Source organism: Nitrobacter sp. TKz-YC01 (genome assembly GCF_047824785.1).
Taxonomy (GTDB): domain Bacteria; phylum Pseudomonadota; class Alphaproteobacteria; order Rhizobiales; family Xanthobacteraceae; genus Nitrobacter.
The window spans coordinates 949,024-971,248 of the sequence record NZ_CP181167.1; the positions used below are offsets into that span (position 1 = coordinate 949,024).

Sequence of the window (22,225 nt, forward strand, 5' to 3'; positions counted from 1 at the left end):
CCCGTCCCTTTCTCCGGCATCAAGTACGATGCTGGTGTCAAAAACGGGAAAGGAATGAGCTAATGTCTATAACAATCCTCGGGGTTGATCTGGGAAAGAACTCTTGCAGCGTTGTTGGAGTCGACACGACCGGTGCTGTAGTCGTTCGTCGAACGATGCGCCGGCAAACGCTGGTCGAATATGTGACGAAACTTCCGGCCTGTGTAGTTGCGATGGAAGCATGCTGCGGCGCCCATCACCTGGGCCGCCTGTTTGTCGCGCAAGGTCATAAGATCCGGTTGATGTCACCGGAATACGTCCGTCCATATATTAAAGCTCAGAAAAACGACGACCGCGATGCTGAAGGAATCGCCGAAGCTGCCTCACGACCGACAATGCGGTTCGTCGAACTCAAGAGCCAGGAGCAGTTGGATATTCAAACGCTGCATCGTGTGCGCTCGCGCCTCGTGGCAGAACGAACCAACCTCATCAATCAACTACGCGCGATCCTGCTGGAGCGCGGGGAGATCTTCCCGGCCGGCCGGCGGAAATTCGAGCTTGGCGTGGATGGCATGCTTGTCGATGGCGATCAAACATTGTCACCGCGTATACGCCAGTTAGCTGGCGATTTACGTACCGAATGGAGAGAACTCGACGCGAAAATCGCGGCGTTGAATGGCGAATTTGTCAAACTGTCACGCAATGATCCCGCAGCTTGCAGGTTGACTTCGATCCCTGGCGTTGGCGTGCTCAACGCAACGGCCCTGGTCGCTGCGGTTGGCGATGCAAGTAATTTTGCCAAGGCCCGGGACCTGGGCGCCTGGCTCGGGTTGGTTCCGAAACAATCCAGCACGGGAGGTAAGGCTCGGCTGCTCGGGATATCCAAGCGTGGCAACACTTATTTGCGCACTCTACTCATCCACGGCGCTCGCGCGGCTTTGCCATCGCTGTCACAAAGCGATACGCCACTGGGGCGGTGGCTGAAGGCAATGATCGAGCGGGGCGTACACCGTAACGCCGTAGTGGTGGCTTTAGCCAACAAGCTGGCGCGGATAGCTTGGGCCATCTTGCGCAAGGAAGCGCGCTTTGAACGCAGTTACCCGGTAGCCGTGGTTTAACGAGATCAGCGCTGCGCATAGTTCGCGCAGTCCAACGGGGTTTGCAGGAAGGATCGAAGAGATGGCCTGACAGTCGAACGGCGTTCGGAAATCCCGATCAAAAAAATGGCACATTCGCTGCCGGCATGCTTATGGGGCTCTGAACGTGCGGATATCCATCTTGGCCATGGGCTTGCTCATGAGACCGTATACGTTGACGCAGACTGTTCAGAATGCCGTAAAATCCTCTTGCAGACGGGGCGGGCCATACGTTTTTTTGAGCAGACGGTTCTCCAGCGTCAGATCGGCAACCGCCTCTTTCAAGGCACGGGTCTCACGGCGCAGGTCCTGAACTTCACCGGTCGTCGCAGCACGAGCCGTGTCGCCAGCCAGCCGCCGTTTGCCGGCTTCCAGGAATTCCTTCGACCAGGTGTAGTAGAGGCTCTGGGCTATCCCTTCCTTGCGGCACAGCTCGGCGATGCTGTCTTCGCCCCGAAGCCCATCCAGCACGATCCGGATTTTGTCCTCTGATGAAAAGTGCCGCCGCGTCGCACGGCGGATATCTTTGACTACGTGTTCGGCGGAGCGTTTGCCGCCAGTCGACTTCGTGCTCATGTTCGTTCCTTCGTCTGCGACGAGAACCGAACACTCCTTAGATCACACCATCAATTCTGTGCCATAGGCGCTGATCCCGGACACTCCCTGCCCGGCGATCTCGAAACTCAGATCGAGACCTTTGTCGAGCATTACAATCATCGGCGCTATCATGAGAGCCTCGACAATCTCACTCCTGCCGAGGTTTTCTTCGGCCGCGGCCAAATAATCCTGATGCAACGAGAAAGGGTCAAGCGAAAGACTATCGAACAACGGCGATTGCTTCATCGCAAAGCTGCTGCCTAAAATGCCAACCGGGATGAGCCGGAGCCTCCGCTAAATCAGCCCGCCATCAGTCTCAATTTATCTGACGACGCACACCCTTTCGAAACGGCCTCTGAGAGGGCCGGAACTTGTCGAGAAGAAAAGAATCGTGAGCAGTAACGACGTATCCTCGATTCTCCTGAGCGAGTGCGGGACGCCCCCTTTGAGATACACCCATTGACCTGTCGAAAGTTCAAGTGACGTTTCAGGCAAGCCGAGCAGAGCCCGACCTCCCAGGCAATGCAGCGTGATGGGACCGTCAACTTGGTGCGCCTTGATATCCGTGCCAGCGTGAACGATGAGTCGCACGACCTCGAACGCTTCCGATTTTACGACGGCGGTTGTCCGTCCTTTAGCTTCGGACCCAATGGTGCAAGATCAAAAACTTCTTCGGGACTGGCGTGGTGCATGGCCATTGCGCTCATCTCCCTCTGCTGGATGCAGTAGGTCAGGTATCGACTCGATATTGACCCATATTTTAAGTCACTGAAGTAAAGGCCAAGGCGGCAATCATCCCTCCAAAAGTTAGAACAACCCCGGCGACAAGCATGGGCACTAGGCTCTCACTGGAACGTGGATCAGCCTGCTTGGTGGCGAAGTCTTCGGCGTCCTTTTGCGATTGGGCTGCTTCTTGAACTGGCTTTACGGTAGTCATTGGAAACCTTTCCCGGCCCCTCGTTGGTTGGTGAGTGCACAAAACCAAAATCAAGGACCGTTCTACCTTCGTGGTTTTGGATATAGAAAGAGAGTGGAGCGATCCGGTACGTACCGGTACTCGTACCGGATCGCGGAGCTTGCGGCGAAGGAAGGGACTAGGACCCTCGTCACGAGTCAAATCTATACCTCTAAAAAGAAATATCAAGGATATATCTTTATGCCCTGACCAGTCGTAATCGCCACGATCTTTTACGCTTCATCATGGGGCCCACAGGTTCGCGGCAAAGCACACCGCGCGCATATGGAAGCGGACGAGGGTGTGAAAAAAGCACTCGCGCGGCAGGCCATGGAGCCGATCGGATGAGCAAGGAAGAAACGGGTTGGCCGGCCTTGCCCTATCGCGATTGGGCCGAAACATGCACCGCGCTCGATCTGTGGACCCAGATCGTCGACAAATACCGGCTCGCGCACACACCCTGGGTCAATCCCTCCTGGCACGCTACGCTCTATGTGACGCCGCGCGGTCTGACGACGGGAATGGTGCCCGACGCCAAGTCGGCCATCACCTTGACCTTTGACTTCCACGACCATGCGCTGATCGGCGAAACGGCCGACATGCGTGAGAGCTTTCCACTGGAGGCGATGAGCGTAGCCGACTTCCTGAGCCGAACGACCACGCTGGTCGAACGGCTTGGCGGGCGGATGGACATTCATGGCGCTCCGAAAGAGATCTCCGACGCAAAACCATTCGCGCAGGACACCGTGTTGCGGCCCTACGACCGTGGGGCAGTCGAACGCTTCCATCGGGCGCTGGTGCAGATCGACCGCGTAACGGCATACACTCGGTCCAACCAGTCGCGACTTCGACCATCGTCAACGTCTGAATGAACGAGCCAGCTACAGATGTGTCGCCATAGGCCACCATGTCGACCTCGCAGAACCCCGGCGGCGGATCGTGCCAGTCATTAAACGTCCGGATCGGCACTTCACGCCGCACCGCCGAATAAAACCCGACCCGCCGGCGCTTACCGCCGGCCGCGGCGATTTTGGTCTCGACCAGCAGGCGATCAATCGTGGCTGCGCTGACGCCAAGCACTAGCGCTCGATCGGCCTAGTCGAGCTTGAGCCGGCCATGGACCGACGCAAACCACTGCCGGGTATGGTCCACCAATCGCGGCTCGCAATATGCTGCCGAGCTCTACCGCGACACACTGATCGCCAACGGCCTGATCGGCTCGATGGGACGCCGGGGCAACCCCTACGACAACGCCAAAGCCGAGAGCTTCATGAAAACGCTGAGGGTCGAGGCGGTCTATCCGATGGCGTTCGAAACCTTCGAGGATATTACCGAGCACCTTCCCCACTTCATCGAGGAGGTCTACAATAAATGCCGGCTTCATTCAGCGCTAGGCTACCTGAGTCCTCAACAGTTCGAGTATCAACACATCCGACAGACTGGCAAATCAGCAGCCTGATCTCTGTCCGCCCCAAGGGGCGCACTCCAATCGCTTGGTCCAAAAAGCCCGGTCAGGTCAGTCATGCTCGGTCACAAGTCGAAACCGATCGGGGACGTGGCGCGCTCGGCACATCGATAGAGACCCCATCAGCGGAGATATTTACGGCACTACAAGCGATGCTCATCCCATCGCTACATATTTGCGCGGGATGATCGACTTCGGTCCTCTTCCGATCCTCGGTCATGACGTGCTCCGCGGATGCAAAATCGCAGAGCGCAGGAGTTTACTGAGCGAGCCTAATCGACAGCGTGGTGATCCTCTGGTGGGCAATCCGGCACCGAGGACGAATGAAGATCATCTGCGATCGTCTGCGCGAAACTGCTCTGAGTCATCACATCAAGTTCGCGCCTCATTTCCTGCATCGTAGCCATTTCAAGAGAAATCTTGTGCTGTTGGGCGGCGATTTGGACGAGTGAAAGAGAGAGAATCGACTTTCTGGTCTGATCGATCAGCATCACAGAACTCATATTAATGTTCATTCAATTCAAAGCGGAAGTCGCTGGCAAGTTCGACGACTCGAAAATGCCACGCGAAACAAGCCTTGCCATCAATGCGAAGCGGCACTTTAGGACGTAATATCCTTATAGTTTTTCAGGCTGGACCGATTTCACGGTCAGGTGAGCCGAGGTAAACAAGCCGCGAGTCTCGATCCGACCAGATCGAGACGAACAACACGCTGCGCAAGTTGACAGCTGACGGCACTGCGGCGGTGGCTGGCAGGCATGTACGCGCCCTGACGATCAACATCATGGGCGGCGATGATCCGCAGGCGGGCGATGGGCATGTGTGGGCAGAGCTGGAGCGATATCTTCGCGGTCTGGATGGTCGCAGCGCGGGTGGAGCTCCTAGCAAAGTGGCTTGAACTAAGGGCGTCAAAAGTTCGCTTGAACCTTTGAGCGGGTTCGAGCGACTCATCATCGCTGGGGATTTCAGGGCCCAGTGCGTATCAGCCGACGCCGCCGGCGAACATACTCCGCCGCGCGGCGTTGTGCGTTTTTGAGTTGGAAAACACCACCGTTAGCCGCCAAAGCGAAACCCGCCGACGCGGAGAATCGCCGGCGGGTTTGGGGGATTGCTACCTGTCCAACCCGGATGATGCAGAACGCATCAGGCCAAATGGCAACTCTCCACCGTCTCTGCAACCTTTTCCGAACCCTTTATGGCGAGCTCGCACCTCAGCAAATATGACGCTGGTCACTCCATATGGAGTCTACCCGGTGGGGCCATACCCCATCGGAGAGCGCAGTCCCGAGCTTTTCGTGCGAGACCAAGACACGCTCCTCAGCAGGTCACGGCCGCCACGCGGGCTTACCTCCGCGTGGCCAAATCTTCGGCGTTGATCCCGCCATTACATCTTCGGACGCGGATCGTCCTTAGGATAGCTGTTGAGCTGAATAATTGTGTCGCCGTCGGCGAAGAAAGAGTGCACCGAACCGGCGGACATCGCAAAGGAGCTACCTGCGGGAAGAACCTGAGCTTTGTCGTGATCGTCCGTTGTTCCCATTCCCTGGTCTAATTTGATCCCGGCGATTCTCAGCTGTCCGCCAATGAGCCAAAAGGTGGCCCCTCACGACGGGAAACCGCCTTTCATTCTTGAAGTTCGCGACACACTGTGGAACTCCTAGCGTGGCATCGGAGGTCGGCATGGTGAAGGTGGTTCAGACTGGGAGAGATCTGCGCGAATACGGCGCGACCGGTCGCTCCCGTCAGTAGGGCCGTCCAAATTTTCTCATCAATAGCTCGTGACCCGCGATCCTTCCTAGCGCTTCGACGCCTTCGTCGGTCCAGCCGTAACCTGACTTTTGCCCGAGCCAAGCAAGTGCAAACACGGTGGAGTCGACCTGATCGTCATTCTTGGAGTTTGGAAAGGAGATCAATTCGAGAATGTAAGCGTTGAGCCAAGGCGCTTCTTTTGGCAAGAGAACGAAGCCGCCTTCGATCTTGGCGGTCTGCGCTCGCAATCGCACGGTCTTATCGCCATCAACGGCCGGAGTTGCTTGTATTCTGGAAAGCCCTTCTGATCTCAGCTCCTGGATCAACGAGGTGCCCGACGCTTTATCCTCGATCAGGACGATAGTCGGCGAGTGCAGGGAAATTTGATCTTTGACCGCTCGTTTAAGCCCCGGAAAGTCGAGCTTCCGGCGAAACACGTCGAGCAGGTACATGCGCTTGTCTTTTAGACCCCAGGTCGTGCAGACGCTGTAGTTGGCAAGCTCCGTATCCTTGTTCGCGGTGTCCCAACTTTGAACCACCTGCTCAAATTTCGGAGGTCTTTCAGATGGAACGTAAAATTTCAACCAATCCCGCTTGACCACATTGCCAGACGGTGGTTGCGGATTTTGTTGGTATTGAGCAGAGAAATTATACTCCGTCATTCCACGACGTATTCGCTCGAGCTGATCACGCGATATCAGATCGCGATGCAGCGTATCGCCATCGCGTCGAAGAATATGCCTGGTGCCGTACGGCGTTTGGAACTCGTAAACCTCATCACGTTCTGCAATCGCGGGAATTGCGACGATGTCCCACGTTTCATGCTCTGTGACATGAGCAACCAGATCGTCAGCATGGAGACGCTGCATGACGATAATGATCGCGCCGTCTTCCTGGCTATTGAGGCGGCTGCGAAGCGTATTGTCATACCACTCGTTCACAGAACTCCGCCGAGCATCCGATTGTGCGTCGTCGGCCTTGAGGGGATCATCGATGATGATAATGTCAGCGCCGCGCCCTGTGATGCCTCCGCCAATCGACGCGGAGAGTCGATATCCGCCAGATGTCGTTTCGTATTCGGACGTCGCCTCGCTTGACGGTCTGGTGTCAAATAGAGCCTGATAAAAGGGGCTTCGCATCAGCTCTCTGAAATCCCGTGCGAGCTTGTCCGAAAAATCCTGTCCATAGGTGACGACCATAATTCTCTTGGAGGGATCGTGGCCTAACAGCCACGCTGGAAAGACAATGGATGTTGCATGGGATTTGAGATGGCGTGGCGGAACATTGATAATAAGACGTTTGCAAACGCCCCGCCTGACATCTTCCAGCTTGGCCGCAAGTACCTCGACATGCCAGTTCGATAGAAATCGGGTCGACGCGTTCAGTTGCAAAAACGATCGATGGATAAAGGCGCAAAGGTCGTGGCGCAGGAGTTCTGCGTACATCTTGTCCGGTGGGGGTGCCATTTCAGTCGGCATCCCCTTCTTTGCGGCATAGCTTCATGCGCTTATAGGTGGCGCGCAAAACTTCCAAGTCTGGTTCGCCTAGCGGATACTGTTCAGGCCTCAGAGTAGAGGCTCGCGTTTCCATTTCGTCGACCAGTTCGAGGAATTTTCCCATGGCTTTGTGATCCCCGCCAGCTGCTTTCGTTGCGAGCTGCATCACGGTCGCCTGCAGCTTGGATATTTTGCGAGATTTTCCATTCACCGTTGCCGCCACTTGGTCGGCGGCCGCTTCCATGACAAGGGTTTTGAGGTTCTTTGATCCTTTGGGTCGTCCTTTGCTGTTGCCGCTGACGCCTTTCTTAAATCTGTACTGCTCTGGGGGATTACGGCCGGGCTTTGGAGCGTCTGATTTTTTTGGCGTTTTCCTGATTATCTTCGCTCTTTTTGTCATTTTGCTTCCCTCGGGGGCGCGCTCGGTCAAACCTTATTTTCTCGAACTCAGTTTTAAGGTCGGCGTGAATCGCCGTAATGCCGTAAACCTGTTGGAATCGGCGAATGATGACGTCGACATAATGGGGGTCGATTTCAATTCCGTAGCCTCGCCGACCGGTTTTCTCTGATGCGATCAGTGTTGTGCCGCTACCGGCGAACACGTCGAGGACAATTCCTCCACGCTTGGAGCAGTCCAAAATTGCATCGGCCACCAGCGCGAGCGGCTTGACCGTCGGATGCATAGCCAGGTCGTCATCGCGGGTGCTCCCAAAGACATTAACGCCGGCGTGTTGATTTCCACTGAGAGTTGACCCGGGATTTCCACCGAGAAGTGACCCGCCTTGATGATGTGTTCTGGGTCAGGTTGTCGTCAAGTTGCGCGCTTTCTCCTTTGCGGGTTTTGGCGGTTTCGCGGAACTGGTCTTGAAGCGGAAGCTGTCGTTTCCTGTCTCGACGATGTGGCATCGGTGGGTGAGCCGGTCGAGGAGAGCGGCGGTCATCTTGGCGTCGCCGAAGACGCTGGCCCATTCGCCGAAGCTCAGATTGGTCGTGATGACCACGCTCGTCCGCTCGTAGAGCTTGCTCAGCAGGTGGAAGAGCAAGGCGCCGCCCGAGGCGCTGAACGGCAGGTAGCCGAGTTCGTCCAGGATGACGAGATCGGAGTGGCAGAGGCGCGCTGCGATCTGCCCGGCCTTGCCCTGAAGCTTCTCCTGTTCGAGGGCGTTGACGAGCTCGATGGTGGAGAAGAACCGGACGCGCTTACGATGATGCTCAATGGCCTGCACGCCGAGCGCGGTGGCGATATGCGTCTTGCCTGTACCGGGGCCGCCCACGAGGACGACGTTGTGAGCGTCTTCGAGGAACTCGCAGCGATGCAGCTGGCGCACGAGCGCCTCGTTGACCTCGCTGCTGGCGAAGTCGAAGCCGGTCAGGTCGCGGTAGGTTGGGAAGCGCGCCGCCTTGAGCTGGTAAGCCGTTGAGCGAACCTCCCTGTCAGCCGTCTCCGCCTTGAGGAGTTGCAACAGGACCGGCAGCGCCGCCTCGAAGGCGGGAGAGCCTTGCTCGGTCAGCTCGGCGACGGCCTGGGCCATGCCGTGCATCTTGAGGCTGCGCAACATGATGACGACGGCGCCGCTGGCGGGATTATGACGCATGGCGCGCCTCCCCAGTCTGACGCAGGGCGTCATATCGCTCGACGTCGGCCTGCGGCTCGCTCGTCAGCGTCAGGGCCTTGGGCGCCGGAACGGCAGGCGGGTCGAGCGGTTTGCCGTCCACCAGGCGGTGCAGCAGGTTCAGGATATGGGTCTTGGTGGGCGCGCCCGCCTCGATGGCCAGTTCGACGGCGGCGAGCACGGCCTGCTCGTCATGCTGCAGGACCAGGGCCAGGATCTCGACCATCTCCCGATCGCCGCCGGGCGTCTTGAGCAGGCGCTGTTGCAGGGAGCGGAACGCAGGCGGCAGTTCGGCGAAGGGGGCGCCGTTGCGCAGGGCTCCCGGCTTGCGCTGCAGGACGGCGAGGTAATGCCGCCAGTCGTAGACCGTCGTGCTCTGACGGTTATGGGAGCGGGCGAAGACGCGTCGATGCTCGCAGATGACCCGCCCCTCTGCGACGACGGCGATCCGCTCGGGATAGACGCGCAGGCTGACGGGCCGGTTGGCGAAGGAAGCTGGCGCGCTGTAGCGATTGCGTTCCAGATGAACGAGGCAGGTCGGCGAGACGCGCTTGACGTATTCGACGAAGCCGTCGAAGGGCCGGGTCATCTCCATCAGGCGCGGGGCTTCTTCAGCCCATGCGTCGGCGATGGAGCCGGGCCGGACGCCATGCGGAATCTCGGTCCAGAGCTCCCGGCATCGTCTCTCAAGCCAGTCGTTGAGCGCCGCCAACGATGCAAAGTTCGGCATGGGCTGCCAGAGCCGATGCCTGGCGTCCTGAACGTTCTTCTCGATCTGGCCTTTCTCCCAGCCTGATGCGGGATTGCAGAACTCGGCCTCGAACATGAAGTGGCTGACCATCGCCGAGAAGCGGGCGTTGACCTGGCGCTGCTTGCCCCGACCGACCTTGTCGACGGCGGTGCGCATGTTGTCGTAGATGCCCCGCTGCGGAACGCCGCCGAAGACCCGGAAGGCATGGTTGTGGGCGTCGAACAGCATCTCGTGGGTTTGCTGCGGATAGGCCCGCAGGATGAAGGCGCGGCTGCAGGAGAGCTTGAAGTGGGCGACCTGCAGCTTGGTCCGCTCACCGCCGATGATCGCCCAGTCCTCCGACCAGTCGAACTGGAAGGCCTCGCCTGGCTGGAACGCCAGGGGCACGTAGGCGCCGCGACTGCTGGTCTGCTGCTCCCTCTGCCGGGCGGCCTTCCACTCGCGTGCGAACGCCGCCACGCGGTTGTAGGAGCCTTCATACCCGAGCGCGACCAGATCGGCGTGCAACTGCCGGATCGTCCGCTTCTGCTTGCGGGATCTGCCCGCCTCCAGCCGGAGCATGTGGGATAGCTTGTCGGCGTAAGGATCGAGCTTGCTTGCGCGCTCGGGGACGTTGAACCGGGGCTCCACGCTGTCCGCGCGCAGATACTTGCGGACCGTGTTCCTCGACAGACCTGTGCGCCGCGAGATCTCCCGGATCGAGAAATGGTCCCGATGGCGCCAGCGCCGGATGACGCTCAATAACTCCATGCTGATCACTCCGTTCTCTCCCGCTCTCATCGCGGGGAAAAGGTTCCAACATGGGTCAAATCTCGATGGAAAAACCTCAGCTTCCCGGGTCAACTCTCAGTGGAAATCAACAGTCAGAACATTTGGCGCAACGGGCATGGAGATTTAGCGGAGTATCAGCCTCGATCTGGGTCGATGTTAAGCGGCGAGCTTGCGGTGCTGCAAGCGGCGTAGTTCGATTGTCCGTCGTTTGATCCTTTCTCGTTGTTCGATGATGTCTGCGGCTCTGCCGAAGTAGGCGTCTGCCGGGGTCACGTTGCTCAGGCTCTCGTGATGGCGCTGATGGCTGTAATGCTCGACGAAGGCCTCGATCTGGCGTTCGAGATCGCCGGGAAGGAAGTAGTTCTCCAGCAGGATGCGGTTCTTGAGCGTCTCATGGCTCATGCTATGATCGTCGATCCACTCGGCGAGTTCGGTCGCGATGTAAGACGGACCGTTGTCGCTGAGCAGCTTCGGCTGATGCAGAACCCTGGCGCTGTCGCAGCCTGAAGCGGTGAGCGCCAGTTCCAGCGTGTCGGTAACGTCCTCTGTGCGCATGGTCGTGCACAACTTCCAGGCGATGATGTAGCGGGAGAAGTCGTCGAGCACGGTCGACAGATAAACCCAACCCCAGCCGATGATCTTGAAATAGGTGAAGTCGGTGTGCCACATCTCGTTGGGCCGCATGGTCTTGTCCTTGAACTCCTCGGCAGCCTTGATGACGACAAAGGCCGGGCTGGTGATGAGGTCTTCTTCAACCGGCTCATTTTGTCTCAGGGGCAATGATCCCGGACAAAGTGAGCGAGTCAAATGTAAACGGCTGCGGAACAAAGCTTCTTATGTTTCGGCGTGGGTCTCGTCCGTGATCTGCAAGGGGGTCCATCATCCAGCTCAACGAAATCAATGGGCCGAAGGGGTCCCCATGATGCCGATGGTTATTTTGGATCAGCATTCACATTCTGGCCGCGTCTCGCTCGCCCGCTTCTGACCGTACCTCCGGCGGAGCTGCCGCTCCCCTTCCGTAGCGACCGGTCCCTAGGATGAACCAAGCCGCCTATTCCCCCGGCTGGGCTCTCCCTGGGCACACCGCTACCTCGATGCCGGTTTGATTACTTGCGTGAGAGTGAGAAAAAGAGCCGACGATCCTGCAACGCCGGCTCAGATATCGTCGTCTTCGGTCGACCATACTCGGGTTAGTTCCCCACGTAGTGCGCCGCCCTCACTGGATAATCCTGGACCGGCGGCGGTGGCGTGAAGCTATAGCGGTAAGTCAGCATCGCGGTTCGTCCGGCGGCCGGAACGGCATGACCGGCATAATACTGCGCATAGTAAAGCTCATCGGTCAGGTTGTAGATGTTGAGCTGCAGCATCGAGTCCTTTGTGACTTTATAGCTCGTCATCAGATCAAGCTTCCAGTAGTTGGGCACGTAGTTTGTGTTTTGGATATTACTGAAGGTTCGCGCCGCATAGGTGGCGCCGCCGCCGACGGTCCACAGCGGCGTGAGTTCATAAGTGGTCCACAGCGTAAAGTTATGCGGTGGCGTCTGTGGGAGCTGGTTACCCAACTGCGCAAGATCGGTCGTATTGACGATCTTGGAGTTCAGATAGCTGTAGCCCGCAAACAGGCCCCACTTATCAGTGATCTTGCCCGCGGCGCCCACTTCCACGCCATCCACGCGCGCCAGACCACCGAGCACCAGCGCTGTATTCGAGGCTGGATCGATTGGAATACGCAGATTGGTCTTCTCTATCCGAAACACCGCGCCGCTCAGCGTCAGCCTGCCGTTTAGAACATCGACCTTAGCGCCGACTTCAGCCGTTGTGTTGCGCTCGGGAGCTAGCGTGGAGTTCGCCGCGTTGTTGCCGGCGTCACTCAGCACGTCGAACTCCGCCGCCGGATTGTTCGACACGCCATAGGCGGCGTAGATACTCGAACTATGCGTCGGATGGAAGATGCCGCCGACACGCCAGGCAACCATCTGATCGGCCCGATTGAGCCGCTGGCTCGCGGGCGGTACTGCCGCGAGATTGGTGTAGGTGGTGCGGAAATCGTCATAGCGGATCGATCCGAGCAACTCGAAGTACTCGTTGAACTTGACCTGATCGAAGCCGTAAACCCCATAGTCCGTCGAGACGGTACGGTTTGGCAAACCGAAGCCGTTATTCGGCCCGCCATAAGTCGTATCGACCGGGGCGAAGGCGTTGGTCCGGCACGCCAGGTTTGTTGGCGTGCAGTAGTTAGCACGCATCTGATCGCGGGTTTGTTGCGAGGCTACAGCACCCAGCGTGAAGGTATGCTCCAGGCCGCCGGTCCAGAATTTGCCGGTCAGATCAGTCTGATTAATGACTAGCGTGTTATCCGTTACTGTCTCGAAGTGTTGCCGTCCCATCGTCATCAGTTCGACCGGATAGCCCGGAGTAATCGCGCTGACATTGTCAGCCTGCGCCTCGCCGCGCGGGGCTGTCGGCCGTGCCATGCGGTTGACGCCAACGTATCGCGTCGCGTTCGAAATCTTCAAAGTGTCGCTGAAATCATGCTCGAACTGGGCTGTGGCGATGTGAGTGTTGGTGATCTGGCGATCCGCCAGCGGGCCGCCAGCCACGCCATAGAAAACTTGGCGAGGGACCGGCATCGGCGGCGTTGCGGCGCCATTGCCGAAATAGCCGGGGTTGGTCATTGCGCCGGTCGTTGAATTGCGGACCGGCCCCGGTAGGTAGCGATGTCCGTAATCTGGCACGCCATCTTCGCCTTGATAGATATAGCTGAAGATCCCCCGGGTATCCGGCGTAAACTCCGCTTTGATCGATGGGGCGACACCCCAGCGCCTTGCGAAGATATGATTTCGGTCCTGGACAGGAATGTCCTGATACATCGCAGCGAGGCGTCCGGACAAATTCCCCTGTGTCCCATTGGCATCGACATCGGCGCGATACCCGCCGCTGGAGACGCCACTGACGGTGCCATTCACGAAGGTGGTCGATTGGGGAAGCTTCGATACGGTATTGATCGCGCCGCCGGTCGAACCGCGACCGAAGGCAAATCCCGACGGCCCTTTGTACACTTCGACGCGATCGCTGCTGAACATGTCGCGCGTGTACCAACCCGGATCGCGAAGGCCATCGCGGAACATGTCACCGCGGGCCGCGAAACCACGCACGATCGGCGTATCGCCCTGATTGCCGCCTTCGCCGGCGCCAAAGGTAATGCCCGGCACCGTCCGCAGCGCGTCTTCCATGGTGAGGAGCCGCTGTTCCTGGATCACCTGCTGCGTCACTACGTTGACGGTCTGCGGCGTATTGGCGAGTGGCACCCCAAGCCGGGCCATTCCTGCCTGCGCAGGCGCCTGATAGCCGGTAACGCCGTGCGCGTCGCCGACGATGGGATTGACCTGAACGTTGCTCGGCGCAGCAGTGACAACTGGCGCGGGGGCAGCATGTACAGGCGCACGATGCACAGTTCTTTTCTTGGCCTGCCGCTTTGGCGCCGTGACGCGAACCTGCGGAAGATCCTCTCCGACGGGAGCCGGCTGGGCGTCGGCAGAATCGGATATCAGCATCACGGCGGCAACGCCGATCATCGCTCTGCCCCACCCTACTACTGATGAATGTCCTGCTACGACGTTGCCGCTTTCTGTATCGCTCGTATGATCTGCCGATGGAATACCCATTGCCCCGAATCCTTGAAGATTGCTGACATCGCGAAACTAAATCCGTAGGCCGCGACATAGCTCCTGGATAATTTCGTAAGCAACCTGTCGGAACCGCAGTTCGAGGCTCTTTATAGAAATTCTAGTTCAAGCCTCGTTGATTAAGCACTTTCGTCAAAGGCGACTGCGCGCTCGTTTAACGCCTGTGTATGCTGCTTGTTTTTCTGGAATCACTTTTTGCGTCTCATTGATCGAGAGTCGCGGCGCGACATCAATATCCCGTGGCGGGTGATAAATCTGCCGCATCATCCCGGCGCGAGCTTCAACGCACCCCAGTACTAACTTACAGATATTCTAAGTTTGATATCAGCTTGTCTGTTTGATTCGAAAAGCCCAGGCGCTAGAGCATGTCGTCAGATGCCTGCGCATCTGTTCTTGGCCGCTCCGACAGCCCGGAGTGGTGCATGATAGTAGAGTTTCTCACCATGAAGCTGTCTCTGAACCTCTCACGTACGATGGTGGGCAATAGCCGAACACGAGCCGCAAAGGCTGCTCTAGCGATCGGGCTTGCATTCCTTTTGACGTTAGCGTTTGGACCGCACCTTGCTTACGCTCAGTCATTATCGCGGCCCGGCTCCCACGAGGCCGCTTCTCCTTCCGGACAAAATCCTTCGATAGGCGCGCAATCCACGCCTGCGGCAGCCCAGACTACGCAACTTGAACCTCAGCAACCCGCGTCGCAAGCCGTACCTGGTGCCGAGACGTTCCCCGCCGAGCCGCCGGCCGCGTCGGCGATGCCGTCAATCGAGCAGCAAACGCCGCACGCGAGCGAACTCGTCGAAGTCCCCGAGTCGATTCTGCCGCATGAACTGACGCCCATCGGTATGTTCATGGCAGCCGATTCCATTGTGAAAGCAGTAATGATCGGTCTGGCGTTCGCTTCCGTTGTGACGTGGTCGGTATGGCTTGCAAAGACAATCGAGTTGATTGGCGCGCGGAGCAAACTCGTGCGTGATATCCATAACGTGGAACGCGCTCGTACGCTTGATGAGGCAAGCGGGATATTGCAGCAGTCCGGAAGCGACATCGCTAATCTCACCAATGCCGCACGCGATGAAATTCATCGTTCGCAGGACGCCATGAACCATGACGGCGTCAAGGAACGAATTGCTTCGCTGTTCAGTCGCATAGAGGCAGCGGCGGCACGGCGCATGACCCGCGGGACCAGCATTCTGGCTACCATTGGATCGACCGCGCCGTTTGTCGGGCTTTTCGGCACCGTCTGGGGAATCATGAATGCCTTCATCGGCATTTCGAAAACGCAGACCACCAACCTCGCGGTCGTCGCGCCCGGCATCGCCGAGGCCTTGCTGGCAACGGCCATGGGGCTTGTCGCGGCGATTCCGGCAGTGATGATCTACAACATGTTTTCGCGCTCCATCACGGGTTATCGCGGCTTGCTGGGAGACGGCTCGGCGGAACTAATGCGCATGGTGAGCAGAGATCTCAATCGGGCAGAGATGATGCCTCATCGGATCGTTGCTGAGTAAGGAGTAGCCACCCGTGGGCGTTTCGCTTCAGCCGGCATCGTCAGAGGATGAGATGGCGCAGGTCAGCGACATCAATGTGACGCCGTTCATCGACGTCATTCTGGTGCTGCTGATTATTTTTATGATTGCGGCGCCGCTGGCGACCGTCGACATCGCCGTCGACCTGCCAGCATCGACGGCGGTGCGTCAGCCGCGTCCGGAAAAACCGATCTTCATTACGCTCAAGGCTGACCGCACGCTGGCGGTCGGGGAGACGCCGATCTCGCGCATAGCGCTGGCAGCCTCGCTGGCCTCGGTGACATCGTCGGATCACAGCAAGCGTCTGTTCGTTCGCGCCGACAAGACTATTCCCTATGGCGAGGTGATGACGCTGATGAACGATTTGCGGTCTGCCGGGTATTTGAAGATTGCCCTGGTCGGACTTGAATCCGCGGGCGGGGCACAATCCGGGGGGGCTGCACAATGAGCATGCCGCGCCTTTACAGCAACGTCACGCGGAAAGAATTGTTGCGCTGGAGCACCTGCTTCATTGCAATGCTGTCATTGCATGGCGCAGTCGCGGCCGCCCTGCTCATGACACCGGCCGAAGGCGATACCTTCGATACCGTCACGACAATCGAAGTAGATTTCACCACCGAGTCGTTCCGCGACGCCGAGGCTCGAGACGTAGCGCCGGGCGAAGAGCAAATGCAGGCCGACGAAGCTCCTCCACCTCAGGAAAAGGCCGAAGTCAAGACAGAGAACGAGCCGGAACCCGAACCGCCGCTTCCGCAGGTAGCCGAACCTGACGTTGCGCTGGAGACGCCTCCCGAGCAGAAAGAGCAGGAAGAGAAGAAGAAAGAAGAAAAGGAAAAGACTCCGAACGCAACGCCTCCGCTGATTGCCTCGGCCGTCACGACGGCGCCAACCGCCGCCGCTGCACGGAAAGCACCGCTCGTGAGCTGGAAACGGAAGCTGGCCCTTCACCTTCAGCGTAACAAGCGATATCCGCGGGATGCCCAGGCCCATCACGAAACCGGAACAGCAAAAGTCTTCTTTATCATTGACCGCAGCGGTCACATTATCTCCAGCAGAATCGCGAAGGGTAGTGGATCTGCCGCCCTCGATCACGAAACGCTCGAACTCCTGCAACGCGCACAGCCATTGCCCCAACCTCCGAGCGACGTCGGCGGAACTCAGTTTGCTTTTACAATGCCGATTCTTTTTGAGTTTCAATGATTCTGCGCTTGACAAGGCGCGCGCTGAGTTTCGGCACTCGCCGGAAGCTGACACAATACGAGACGACCACCGACCGGATCCTTGTTCTGGAAGGGGACCATCGACGACTGTCTGCCCGCGGGTTGCTTGATCGCGCTACCGAACTAAGGCAGCGGGTCCAGGCTGGCACGTCCCTCGATGAGATCAAGGAAGAAGCTTTTGCGCTGGCTCGCGAAGCCGCGCGGCGCGCGCTGAACGAACACCCTGTTCCGGTACAGATCATCGGCGCTCTCACCCTTCATGACGGCCATCTCGCCGAGATGAGGACTGGAGAAGGCAAGACGCTCACGGCCACACTCGTCTGCGCGCTCAATGGCCTGACGGGACGGGGCGTCCACGTCGCCACGCCGAATGATTATCTGGCTGAGCGCGACGCCGCCTGGATGCGGCCAGTCTACGACTTGCTCGGACTCAGCACCGGCGTGATCACGCAAGAAATGGACGACGATGAGCGGCGCGAAGCCTATTGTTGCGATATTACTTATGGCGTCGCCAGCGAGTTCTGTTTCGACTATCTGCGCGACAACCTAAAATTGTCGGCCGCTGAAACCGTGCAGCGCGGCCATGCTTTTGCATTGGTTGACGAGGCCGACGCCACACTGATCGACGAGGCCAACATGCCGCTGGCGCTGTTCGGGCCGCTCGGCGATCATTCCGGCTTTTATGAGGTAATTGATGTCTTAATCGCCTCATTGCAACCCTCGCACTACGAAGTCGACCATCGTCGGCGCGTCACACTGACCGAAGCGGGATACAGTGAAGTCGAGCTCCGGCTGCAGCAACAAGGATTGCTGAAGGCTTCGTCGACGCTGCATGACAGCGTATCGATCTCACTGCTCCACCACATCATGCAGTCGCTGCGGGCTCATGTGGTGCTCGCGCGCGACCGCGACTATGTCGTTGAGAACGGCAGGGTGATCATCGTCGACCGGCTGACGGGACGGCCGATGCCTGGACGGCGCTATGACGAAGGACTGCATCAAGCCCTGGAGGCCAAGGAAAGTTGCGCCATCGGAGAGGAAACGCGCACGGTCGCTGCGATCACATTCCAGACCTATTTCCGGCGCTACGATAAGCTATGCGGCATGACCGGCACGGCAAAAGCGGATGCCGAAGAATACAAAGAGGTCTACGGCCTCGACGTGATATCAATCCCGACACACCGTCCGATGATCCGCCTCGACGGGGCCGTGCTCCACTCCACCGCCGCCGGTAAATTTCAGGCGATCCTGCGGGAGCTGGAAGATGCCGCCGCGCGAGGCCAGCCCGTTCTGATCGGCGCTCCGTCGATCGAACGATCGGAAGCCTTGGCCGCGATGCTTGAAACCAACGGCTGGAGTCAGAAAAATCCAGCAACTCAGAATCTGGGTTCAAGCCGCACCTTCGCCGTCCTCAACGCCAAGAATCACGCTCGCGAAGCCCAAATTATCGCCGAGGCCGGCGCTCCCGGCGCCGTGACGATTGCCACCGCCATGGCTGGCCGGGGCACGGATATCCGACTTGGCGGCGAACACGCCGATGCCGCAACACGCGCCAAGGTGATTGCCGCAGGCGGACTACTGGTGATCGGCACCACCCATCACGATCATGGGCGGATGGACGAACAGCTGCGCGGCCGTGCCGGACGGCAGGGCGATCCGGGGCGATCGGTCTTCCACGCCTCGCTTGACGACGAGTTCCTGAAAACTGCCGCGATCGACGCACCGCCTCTGACAGAACAAGCCCCCACGATCGCCCCCTCAGTTGCGAGCCGCCTGATCGAGGCGGCGCAGAAACGGCACGAAATCCGCAGCTTCGATCGTCGCCTTGAACTCTTGCGTTTCGATACAATCATTCAACGCCAGCGCGACAACGTTTACGATTTGCGTCAAAGCATCCGCGACGGGAGCGATACGCTCATTCGGGCAAAGCAACTGCGTCATGAGACGGTCGACGATCTTATAAATCGTTTCGCCGCGCCGACCGCTCCATGGGACATTGCCGGGCTGGATCACGCGATCCGGTCCGTCCTGACTCTTGCCATCGACATCAGACCTCCATCGAGCGATCCCAAAGCCGACGCAAGGGCCCTCGCACAGCGCATAACCGCCGCGGCCGATCGCTGGATCGCCGGCAAGATCGCCAGCATGGGTGAGACTACGTTCGTTGATATCCTTCGCCGCCTGATGATGGCGGCGATCGATCACCTCTGGTCGGAGCAATCGGAACGCCTCGATTATCTCAAGCGCAGGGTCGGCGACCGCCGGCTCCCGTCGCATAAGGTCATCGCGGAATTTCAGATTGAAGCATTCACACTGTTCGAACTGATGATAGCCGATTTCCGTCGCGACGTTACGGCCTACGCCATGCGCGTCGGTATCCTTCCGACATCATGAGGAGTCTGTTTCACGCTCATTAACGATCATCGACGTTTATAGCATGGGCCTGTTCGATCCGGCCCCGGTCGGGATCCCACGACGCGCCCGAGATCGGCGTTGAGGTCTTCGAAGCCGAATTGCACTGCCTGGGCTTACGAGGGGAACTGAACGGCGGACTCGGGGGGCGTCGTCGATACAACAGGACAAAATCGTCCAACGGGCGGCCATCGCGGTGCTGAATGCGATCTACGAGGAAGACTTCCTCGGGTTTTCGTATGGATTCCGACCAAAGCGCAGCCAGCATGATGCGCTGGACGCACTTATAGTCGGGATCACCAGCAAAAAGGTGAACTATATCCTCGATGCGGATATCCGGTCCTATTTCGATTCGGTCAGCCAGGATTGGCTGATCCGATTCCTGAAGCACCGGATCAACGATCTGCGCATGATCCGCCTGATCCAGAAATGGCTGAAGGCAGGAATCCTCGAAGATGGGATCATAACCGTTAGTGAAACCGGGACTGGACAGGGATCGGTAGCATCACCGCTGCTCTCCAACATCTACCTGCACTACGTCTTCGATCTATGGGCCGAACGCTGGCGACGGCGACAGGCCACGGGCGATATGATTATCGTGCGCTACGCTGATGACATCATCATCGGCTTCCAGCACGAGAGCGACGCCCGGCGTTTTTGGGATGCCATGCGCGAGCGTTTGAGGGAGTTCTCGCTGTTGCTTCATCCGGACAAAACCCGCCTGATCAGGTTTGGTCGCTTCGCGGCGACCCAGCGTGCTGAGCGCGGACTCGGAAAACCGGAAACCTTTACGTTTCTAGGGTTCACACTCATCTGCGGGAAAACACGTCAAGGACGCTTCGCGCTCCAGCGAAAGTCTCGTGGCGACCGCATGCGGGCTAAACTTAAGGAAATCAAGAAGGAGCTGCGACGGCGGATGCATCACCCAATCCCTCAACAAGGGAACTGGCTGAAGCAAGTCGTGACAGGCTACTTCGCGTATCATGCCGTGCCGACAAACAGTCGCGCACTGCATGCGTCCGGTATCACGTTACGGACTTATGGCGACGCTCGCTCAAACGACGTAGCCAGAAGGACCGGACAAGGTGGGACCGCATCACGAAGCTGGCGAACGACTACCTTCCCCATCCCCGCATTCTTCATCCTTGGCCTAACGCACGCTTCGCCGTCAAACACCCAAGGTGGGAGCCGAGTGCCTGAATTGGGCTCGCTCGGATCTGTGCGGGGGGCGCTCAGCAATGAGCGTCCCTACCGCGATCTGGACGCTCGATTCGTAAGCGTCTATTCCTGACACGTCATCTTAGTTGAGGATAGTTGCCGGGCGCCAGTTCCATGGCAAGAGCTGATCGAGCCGGCTCATGGGATGACCTGCCGACATGCGTTCAAGGATGTCCTTGAGATAGGTGAAGGGCTCGACGTCATTTAGCTTTGCCGTGGTGATGAGGGAGCAGACTGTGGCCCAGCGCTGAGCCCCGCCATCTGATCCGGCGAACAGGTGGTTCTTTCGTCCGAGCGTGACCGGACGAATGGCGCGTTCGACGGTGTTGGTGTCGAGCTCGATGCGGCCGTCATTGAGGAAGCAGCAAAGAGCATCCCAGCGGCTTAGGGCATAGCGAGTGGCATCGGCGAGCCCGCCGCGCGGCGGGATTTGGGCGAGTTGCATTTCGAGCCATGCTTTCATCGCCGTGACCAGAGGCAACGACTTTGATCGACGCATGCTTTGCCGTGCTTCCGCGGTCTGGCCGCGGATGGCGGCCTCGATCACGTAAAGCTCGGCGACGCGTCGCAGCGCTTCGGTCGCGACAGGCGAGGCGGTCGCCTGCTGCACCTCGTAGAACTTCCGCCTGGCGTGAGCCCAACAAGCTGCGAGCTGGATGGTGCCGCCGTCGCGAAGCCGATCGAACCCGGGATAACCGTCGACCTGAACGATGCCGCTGAAGTTGGCCAGATGAGCAGCGGGACGCTCAGCCTTGCGATCCGGACTGTAGAGATAGACCGCGGCTGGCGGATCCGGTCCGTTCCAAGGCCGGTCATCGCGGGCGTACACCCACAACCGGCCAGTTTTGGTGCGGCCGCGGCCGGGATCGAGTACCGGGATAGGCGTGTCGTCGGCGAACAGTTTCTGCGATGCAAAGATGTGTTCAGCGAGCTTGGATTGAAGGGGCTCCAGCCACCAGCAGGCGCCGCCGATCCAGTTCGCCAAGGTCGAGCGGTCCAACGTGACGCCCTGCCGGGCGAAGATCTGGCTCTGCCTGTAAAGCGGGAGGTGATCGCAGTATTTGGAGACCAGAACATGGGAGAGCAGAGCCGGGGAGGCCAGCCCTTTGGCGATCGGCCGCTCTGGTGCTGGCGCTTGATGGATAGTCCCGCAGGCCCGACAGCCATAGCGCGGCCGGCAGATTCGGATGACCCGCAGCCGCGCCGGTACATGGTCGAGCATCTCGCTCGTCGTTTCGCCGATCAGGTGCAGTATGCCGCCGCAACACGGGCAGGTTTGATGCTCAACATCGAGCCTGACATCCTCGCGGGGCAAGTGCACCGGCAGGCTCGGGCGCTCGCTTTGGGGCCTCGGGGGACGGCTCTCGGCTGGCGGAGGCGGAAGGCTAGTTTCGACGTGCGCAAGATCGGCGTTGAGGTCTTCGAAGCCGAGTTGCAACTGCTCGTCATCGAGCCGCTCAGCCCGGCGGCCGTACTGGTTGCGCTGCAGCCTCTTGATGATGAGATTGAGCCGTTCGATCTCGGCCTTCGCCTCGCTGAGGCTGACGCGCTCGGCTACAAGCGAACGCACCAGCTTTTGCAGCGTCTCCACGTCGTCGGGCAGTGCGGCGAGATCGACGTTCATACGAGAAGAATCTAACTGACTCGCACC

The 22,225-nt window shown here is 58.9% G+C and carries 17 protein-coding genes and 4 pseudogenes; 9 read left to right on the top strand and 12 right to left on the bottom strand.

Going from position 1 to position 22,225, the window contains the following annotated elements:
• The first annotated feature begins 74 nt into the window (after window positions 1-74).
• Complete coding sequence (locus ACMYR2_RS04425) at window positions 75-1,097, top strand: IS110 family transposase (RefSeq protein ID WP_414648987.1); 1,023 nt, start codon at window positions 75-77, stop codon at window positions 1,095-1,097.
• Window positions 1,098-1,343: 246 nt separating this feature from the next.
• Here ACMYR2_RS04425 and ACMYR2_RS04430 read toward each other — a convergent pair.
• Window positions 1,344-1,691: pseudogene (locus tag ACMYR2_RS04430) on the bottom strand (transposase); the annotation flags it as partial.
• Between the two features lie 87 nt (window positions 1,692-1,778).
• Between ACMYR2_RS04430 and ACMYR2_RS04435 the strand changes: the two are divergent.
• A pseudogene (locus ACMYR2_RS04435) lies at window positions 1,779-1,976 on the top strand (integrase core domain-containing protein); the annotation flags it as partial.
• 496 nt (window positions 1,977-2,472) lie between these two features.
• On the opposite strand, the gene ACMYR2_RS04440 reads toward ACMYR2_RS04435, so the two are convergent.
• A complete protein-coding gene (locus ACMYR2_RS04440; protein WP_416193745.1) occupies window positions 2,473-2,649 on the bottom strand; it encodes a hypothetical protein in 177 nt (58 codons plus the stop codon).
• Window positions 2,650-3,011: 362 nt separating this feature from the next.
• Between ACMYR2_RS04440 and ACMYR2_RS04445 the strand changes: the two genes are divergently transcribed.
• Together ACMYR2_RS04445 and ACMYR2_RS04450 are read left to right on the top strand one after the other, a co-directional pair.
• Entirely contained in the window at window positions 3,012-3,539 is a 528-nt protein-coding gene (locus ACMYR2_RS04445; RefSeq protein WP_416193746.1) for a DUF5996 family protein, read from the top strand.
• Window positions 3,540-3,772: 233 nt separating this feature from the next.
• On the top strand, window positions 3,773-4,126 hold the full coding sequence (locus ACMYR2_RS04450) for a transposase (RefSeq protein ID WP_416193747.1): 354 nt from the start codon (window positions 3,773-3,775) through the stop codon (window positions 4,124-4,126).
• A gap of 278 nt (window positions 4,127-4,404) precedes the next feature.
• Here ACMYR2_RS04450 and ACMYR2_RS04455 read toward each other — a convergent pair whose 3' ends face one another.
• The 9 genes and pseudogenes from ACMYR2_RS04455 to ACMYR2_RS04495 all read right to left on the bottom strand — a co-directional run bounded on the left by ACMYR2_RS04455 (window position 4,405) and on the right by ACMYR2_RS04495 (window position 14,087).
• On the bottom strand, window positions 4,405-4,623 hold the full coding sequence (locus ACMYR2_RS04455; RefSeq protein ID WP_416193748.1) for a hypothetical protein: 219 nt from the start codon (window positions 4,621-4,623) through the stop codon (window positions 4,405-4,407).
• 893 nt (window positions 4,624-5,516) lie between these two features.
• The gene (locus ACMYR2_RS04460) at window positions 5,517-5,672 is read right to left on the bottom strand and encodes a hypothetical protein (RefSeq protein WP_416193749.1); all 156 of its coding nucleotides are present in this window, start codon (window positions 5,670-5,672) and stop codon (window positions 5,517-5,519) included.
• A 202-nt stretch (window positions 5,673-5,874) separates the two neighbouring features.
• A complete protein-coding gene (terL, locus tag ACMYR2_RS04465) occupies window positions 5,875-7,359 on the bottom strand; it encodes a phage terminase large subunit (RefSeq protein ID WP_416193750.1) in 1,485 nt (494 codons plus the stop codon).
• On the bottom strand, window positions 7,349-7,777 hold the full coding sequence (locus ACMYR2_RS04470; RefSeq protein ID WP_416193751.1) for a DUF5681 domain-containing protein: 429 nt from the start codon (window positions 7,775-7,777) through the stop codon (window positions 7,349-7,351). Before ACMYR2_RS04470 ends, terL begins: the two co-directional genes overlap by 11 nt.
• Window positions 7,710-8,060: a DNA methyltransferase gene (locus ACMYR2_RS04475; RefSeq protein ID WP_416193752.1), complete on the bottom strand. Its 351-nt coding sequence runs from the start codon at window positions 8,058-8,060 to the stop codon at window positions 7,710-7,712. Before ACMYR2_RS04475 ends, ACMYR2_RS04470 begins: the two co-directional genes overlap by 68 nt.
• A gap of 117 nt (window positions 8,061-8,177) precedes the next feature.
• On the bottom strand, window positions 8,178-8,972 hold the full coding sequence (gene istB / locus ACMYR2_RS04480; protein WP_416193037.1) for an IS21-like element helper ATPase IstB: 795 nt from the start codon (window positions 8,970-8,972) through the stop codon (window positions 8,178-8,180).
• Window positions 8,962-10,491 carry an IS21 family transposase gene (gene istA, locus ACMYR2_RS04485; protein WP_416193341.1) on the bottom strand — a complete coding sequence of 510 codons (1,530 nt, stop codon included), beginning with the start codon at window positions 10,489-10,491 and terminating at the stop codon, window positions 8,962-8,964. The genes istB and istA overlap by 11 nt, the downstream gene beginning before the upstream one ends.
• Window positions 10,492-10,668: 177 nt before the next feature.
• Window positions 10,669-11,259, bottom strand: a pseudogene (locus tag ACMYR2_RS04490) (transposase); the annotation flags it as partial.
• Window positions 11,260-11,702: 443 nt separating this feature from the next.
• A complete protein-coding gene (locus tag ACMYR2_RS04495; protein WP_416193753.1) occupies window positions 11,703-14,087 on the bottom strand; it encodes a TonB-dependent receptor in 2,385 nt (794 codons plus the stop codon).
• 533 nt (window positions 14,088-14,620) lie between these two features.
• Here ACMYR2_RS04495 and exbB point away from each other — a divergent pair.
• The 5 genes and pseudogenes from exbB to ACMYR2_RS04520 all read left to right on the top strand — a co-directional run.
• Entirely contained in the window at window positions 14,621-15,706 is a 1,086-nt protein-coding gene (gene exbB, locus ACMYR2_RS04500; protein ID WP_416193568.1) for a tonB-system energizer ExbB, read from the top strand.
• A 13-nt stretch (window positions 15,707-15,719) separates the two neighbouring features.
• A complete protein-coding gene (gene exbD, locus ACMYR2_RS04505) occupies window positions 15,720-16,172 on the top strand; it encodes a TonB system transport protein ExbD (protein WP_347265036.1) in 453 nt (150 codons plus the stop codon).
• Window positions 16,169-16,924 carry a TonB family protein gene (locus ACMYR2_RS04510; RefSeq protein ID WP_347265037.1) on the top strand — a complete coding sequence of 252 codons (756 nt, stop codon included), beginning with the start codon at window positions 16,169-16,171 and terminating at the stop codon, window positions 16,922-16,924. Before exbD ends, ACMYR2_RS04510 begins: the two co-directional genes overlap by 4 nt.
• Entirely contained in the window at window positions 16,921-19,338 is a 2,418-nt protein-coding gene (gene secA, locus ACMYR2_RS04515) for a preprotein translocase subunit SecA (protein ID WP_416193754.1), read from the top strand. Before ACMYR2_RS04510 ends, secA begins: the two co-directional genes overlap by 4 nt.
• Before the next feature lie 181 nt (window positions 19,339-19,519).
• Window positions 19,520-20,556, top strand: a pseudogene (locus ACMYR2_RS04520) (reverse transcriptase domain-containing protein); the annotation flags it as partial.
• A gap of 100 nt (window positions 20,557-20,656) precedes the next feature.
• On the opposite strand, the gene tnpC reads toward ACMYR2_RS04520, so the two are convergent.
• A complete protein-coding gene (gene tnpC, locus ACMYR2_RS04525; protein WP_416193111.1) occupies window positions 20,657-22,198 on the bottom strand; it encodes an IS66 family transposase in 1,542 nt (513 codons plus the stop codon).
• Between the last annotated feature and the right edge of the window lie 27 nt (window positions 22,199-22,225).

Coding starts and splice junctions, on each gene's coding strand:
- ACMYR2_RS04440 (WP_416193745.1), bottom strand. CDS start 2,649: ATGACTACCGTAAAGCCAGTTCAAGAAGCAGCCCAATCGCAAAAGGAC.
- ACMYR2_RS04445 (WP_416193746.1), top strand. CDS start 3,012: ATGAGCAAGGAAGAAACGGGTTGGCCGGCCTTGCCCTATCGCGATTGG.
- ACMYR2_RS04455 (WP_416193748.1), bottom strand. CDS start 4,623: ATGCTGATCGATCAGACCAGAAAGTCGATTCTCTCTCTTTCACTCGTC.
- ACMYR2_RS04460 (WP_416193749.1), bottom strand. CDS start 5,672: ATGGGAACAACGGACGATCACGACAAAGCTCAGGTTCTTCCCGCAGGT.
- terL (WP_416193750.1), bottom strand. CDS start 7,359: ATGCCGACTGAAATGGCACCCCCACCGGACAAGATGTACGCAGAACTC.
- ACMYR2_RS04470 (WP_416193751.1), bottom strand. CDS start 7,777: ATGACAAAAAGAGCGAAGATAATCAGGAAAACGCCAAAAAAATCAGAC.
- ACMYR2_RS04475 (WP_416193752.1), bottom strand. CDS start 8,060: ATGCATCCGACGGTCAAGCCGCTCGCGCTGGTGGCCGATGCAATTTTG.
- istB (WP_416193037.1), bottom strand. CDS start 8,972: ATGCGTCATAATCCCGCCAGCGGCGCCGTCGTCATCATGTTGCGCAGC.
- istA (WP_416193341.1), bottom strand. CDS start 10,491: ATGGAGTTATTGAGCGTCATCCGGCGCTGGCGCCATCGGGACCATTTC.
- ACMYR2_RS04495 (WP_416193753.1), bottom strand. CDS start 14,087: ATGATCGGCGTTGCCGCCGTGATGCTGATATCCGATTCTGCCGACGCC.
- exbB (WP_416193568.1), top strand. CDS start 14,621: ATGATAGTAGAGTTTCTCACCATGAAGCTGTCTCTGAACCTCTCACGT.
- ACMYR2_RS04510 (WP_347265037.1), top strand. CDS start 16,169: ATGAGCATGCCGCGCCTTTACAGCAACGTCACGCGGAAAGAATTGTTG.
- secA (WP_416193754.1), top strand. CDS start 16,921: ATGATTCTGCGCTTGACAAGGCGCGCGCTGAGTTTCGGCACTCGCCGG.
- tnpC (WP_416193111.1), bottom strand. CDS start 22,198: ATGAACGTCGATCTCGCCGCACTGCCCGACGACGTGGAGACGCTGCAA.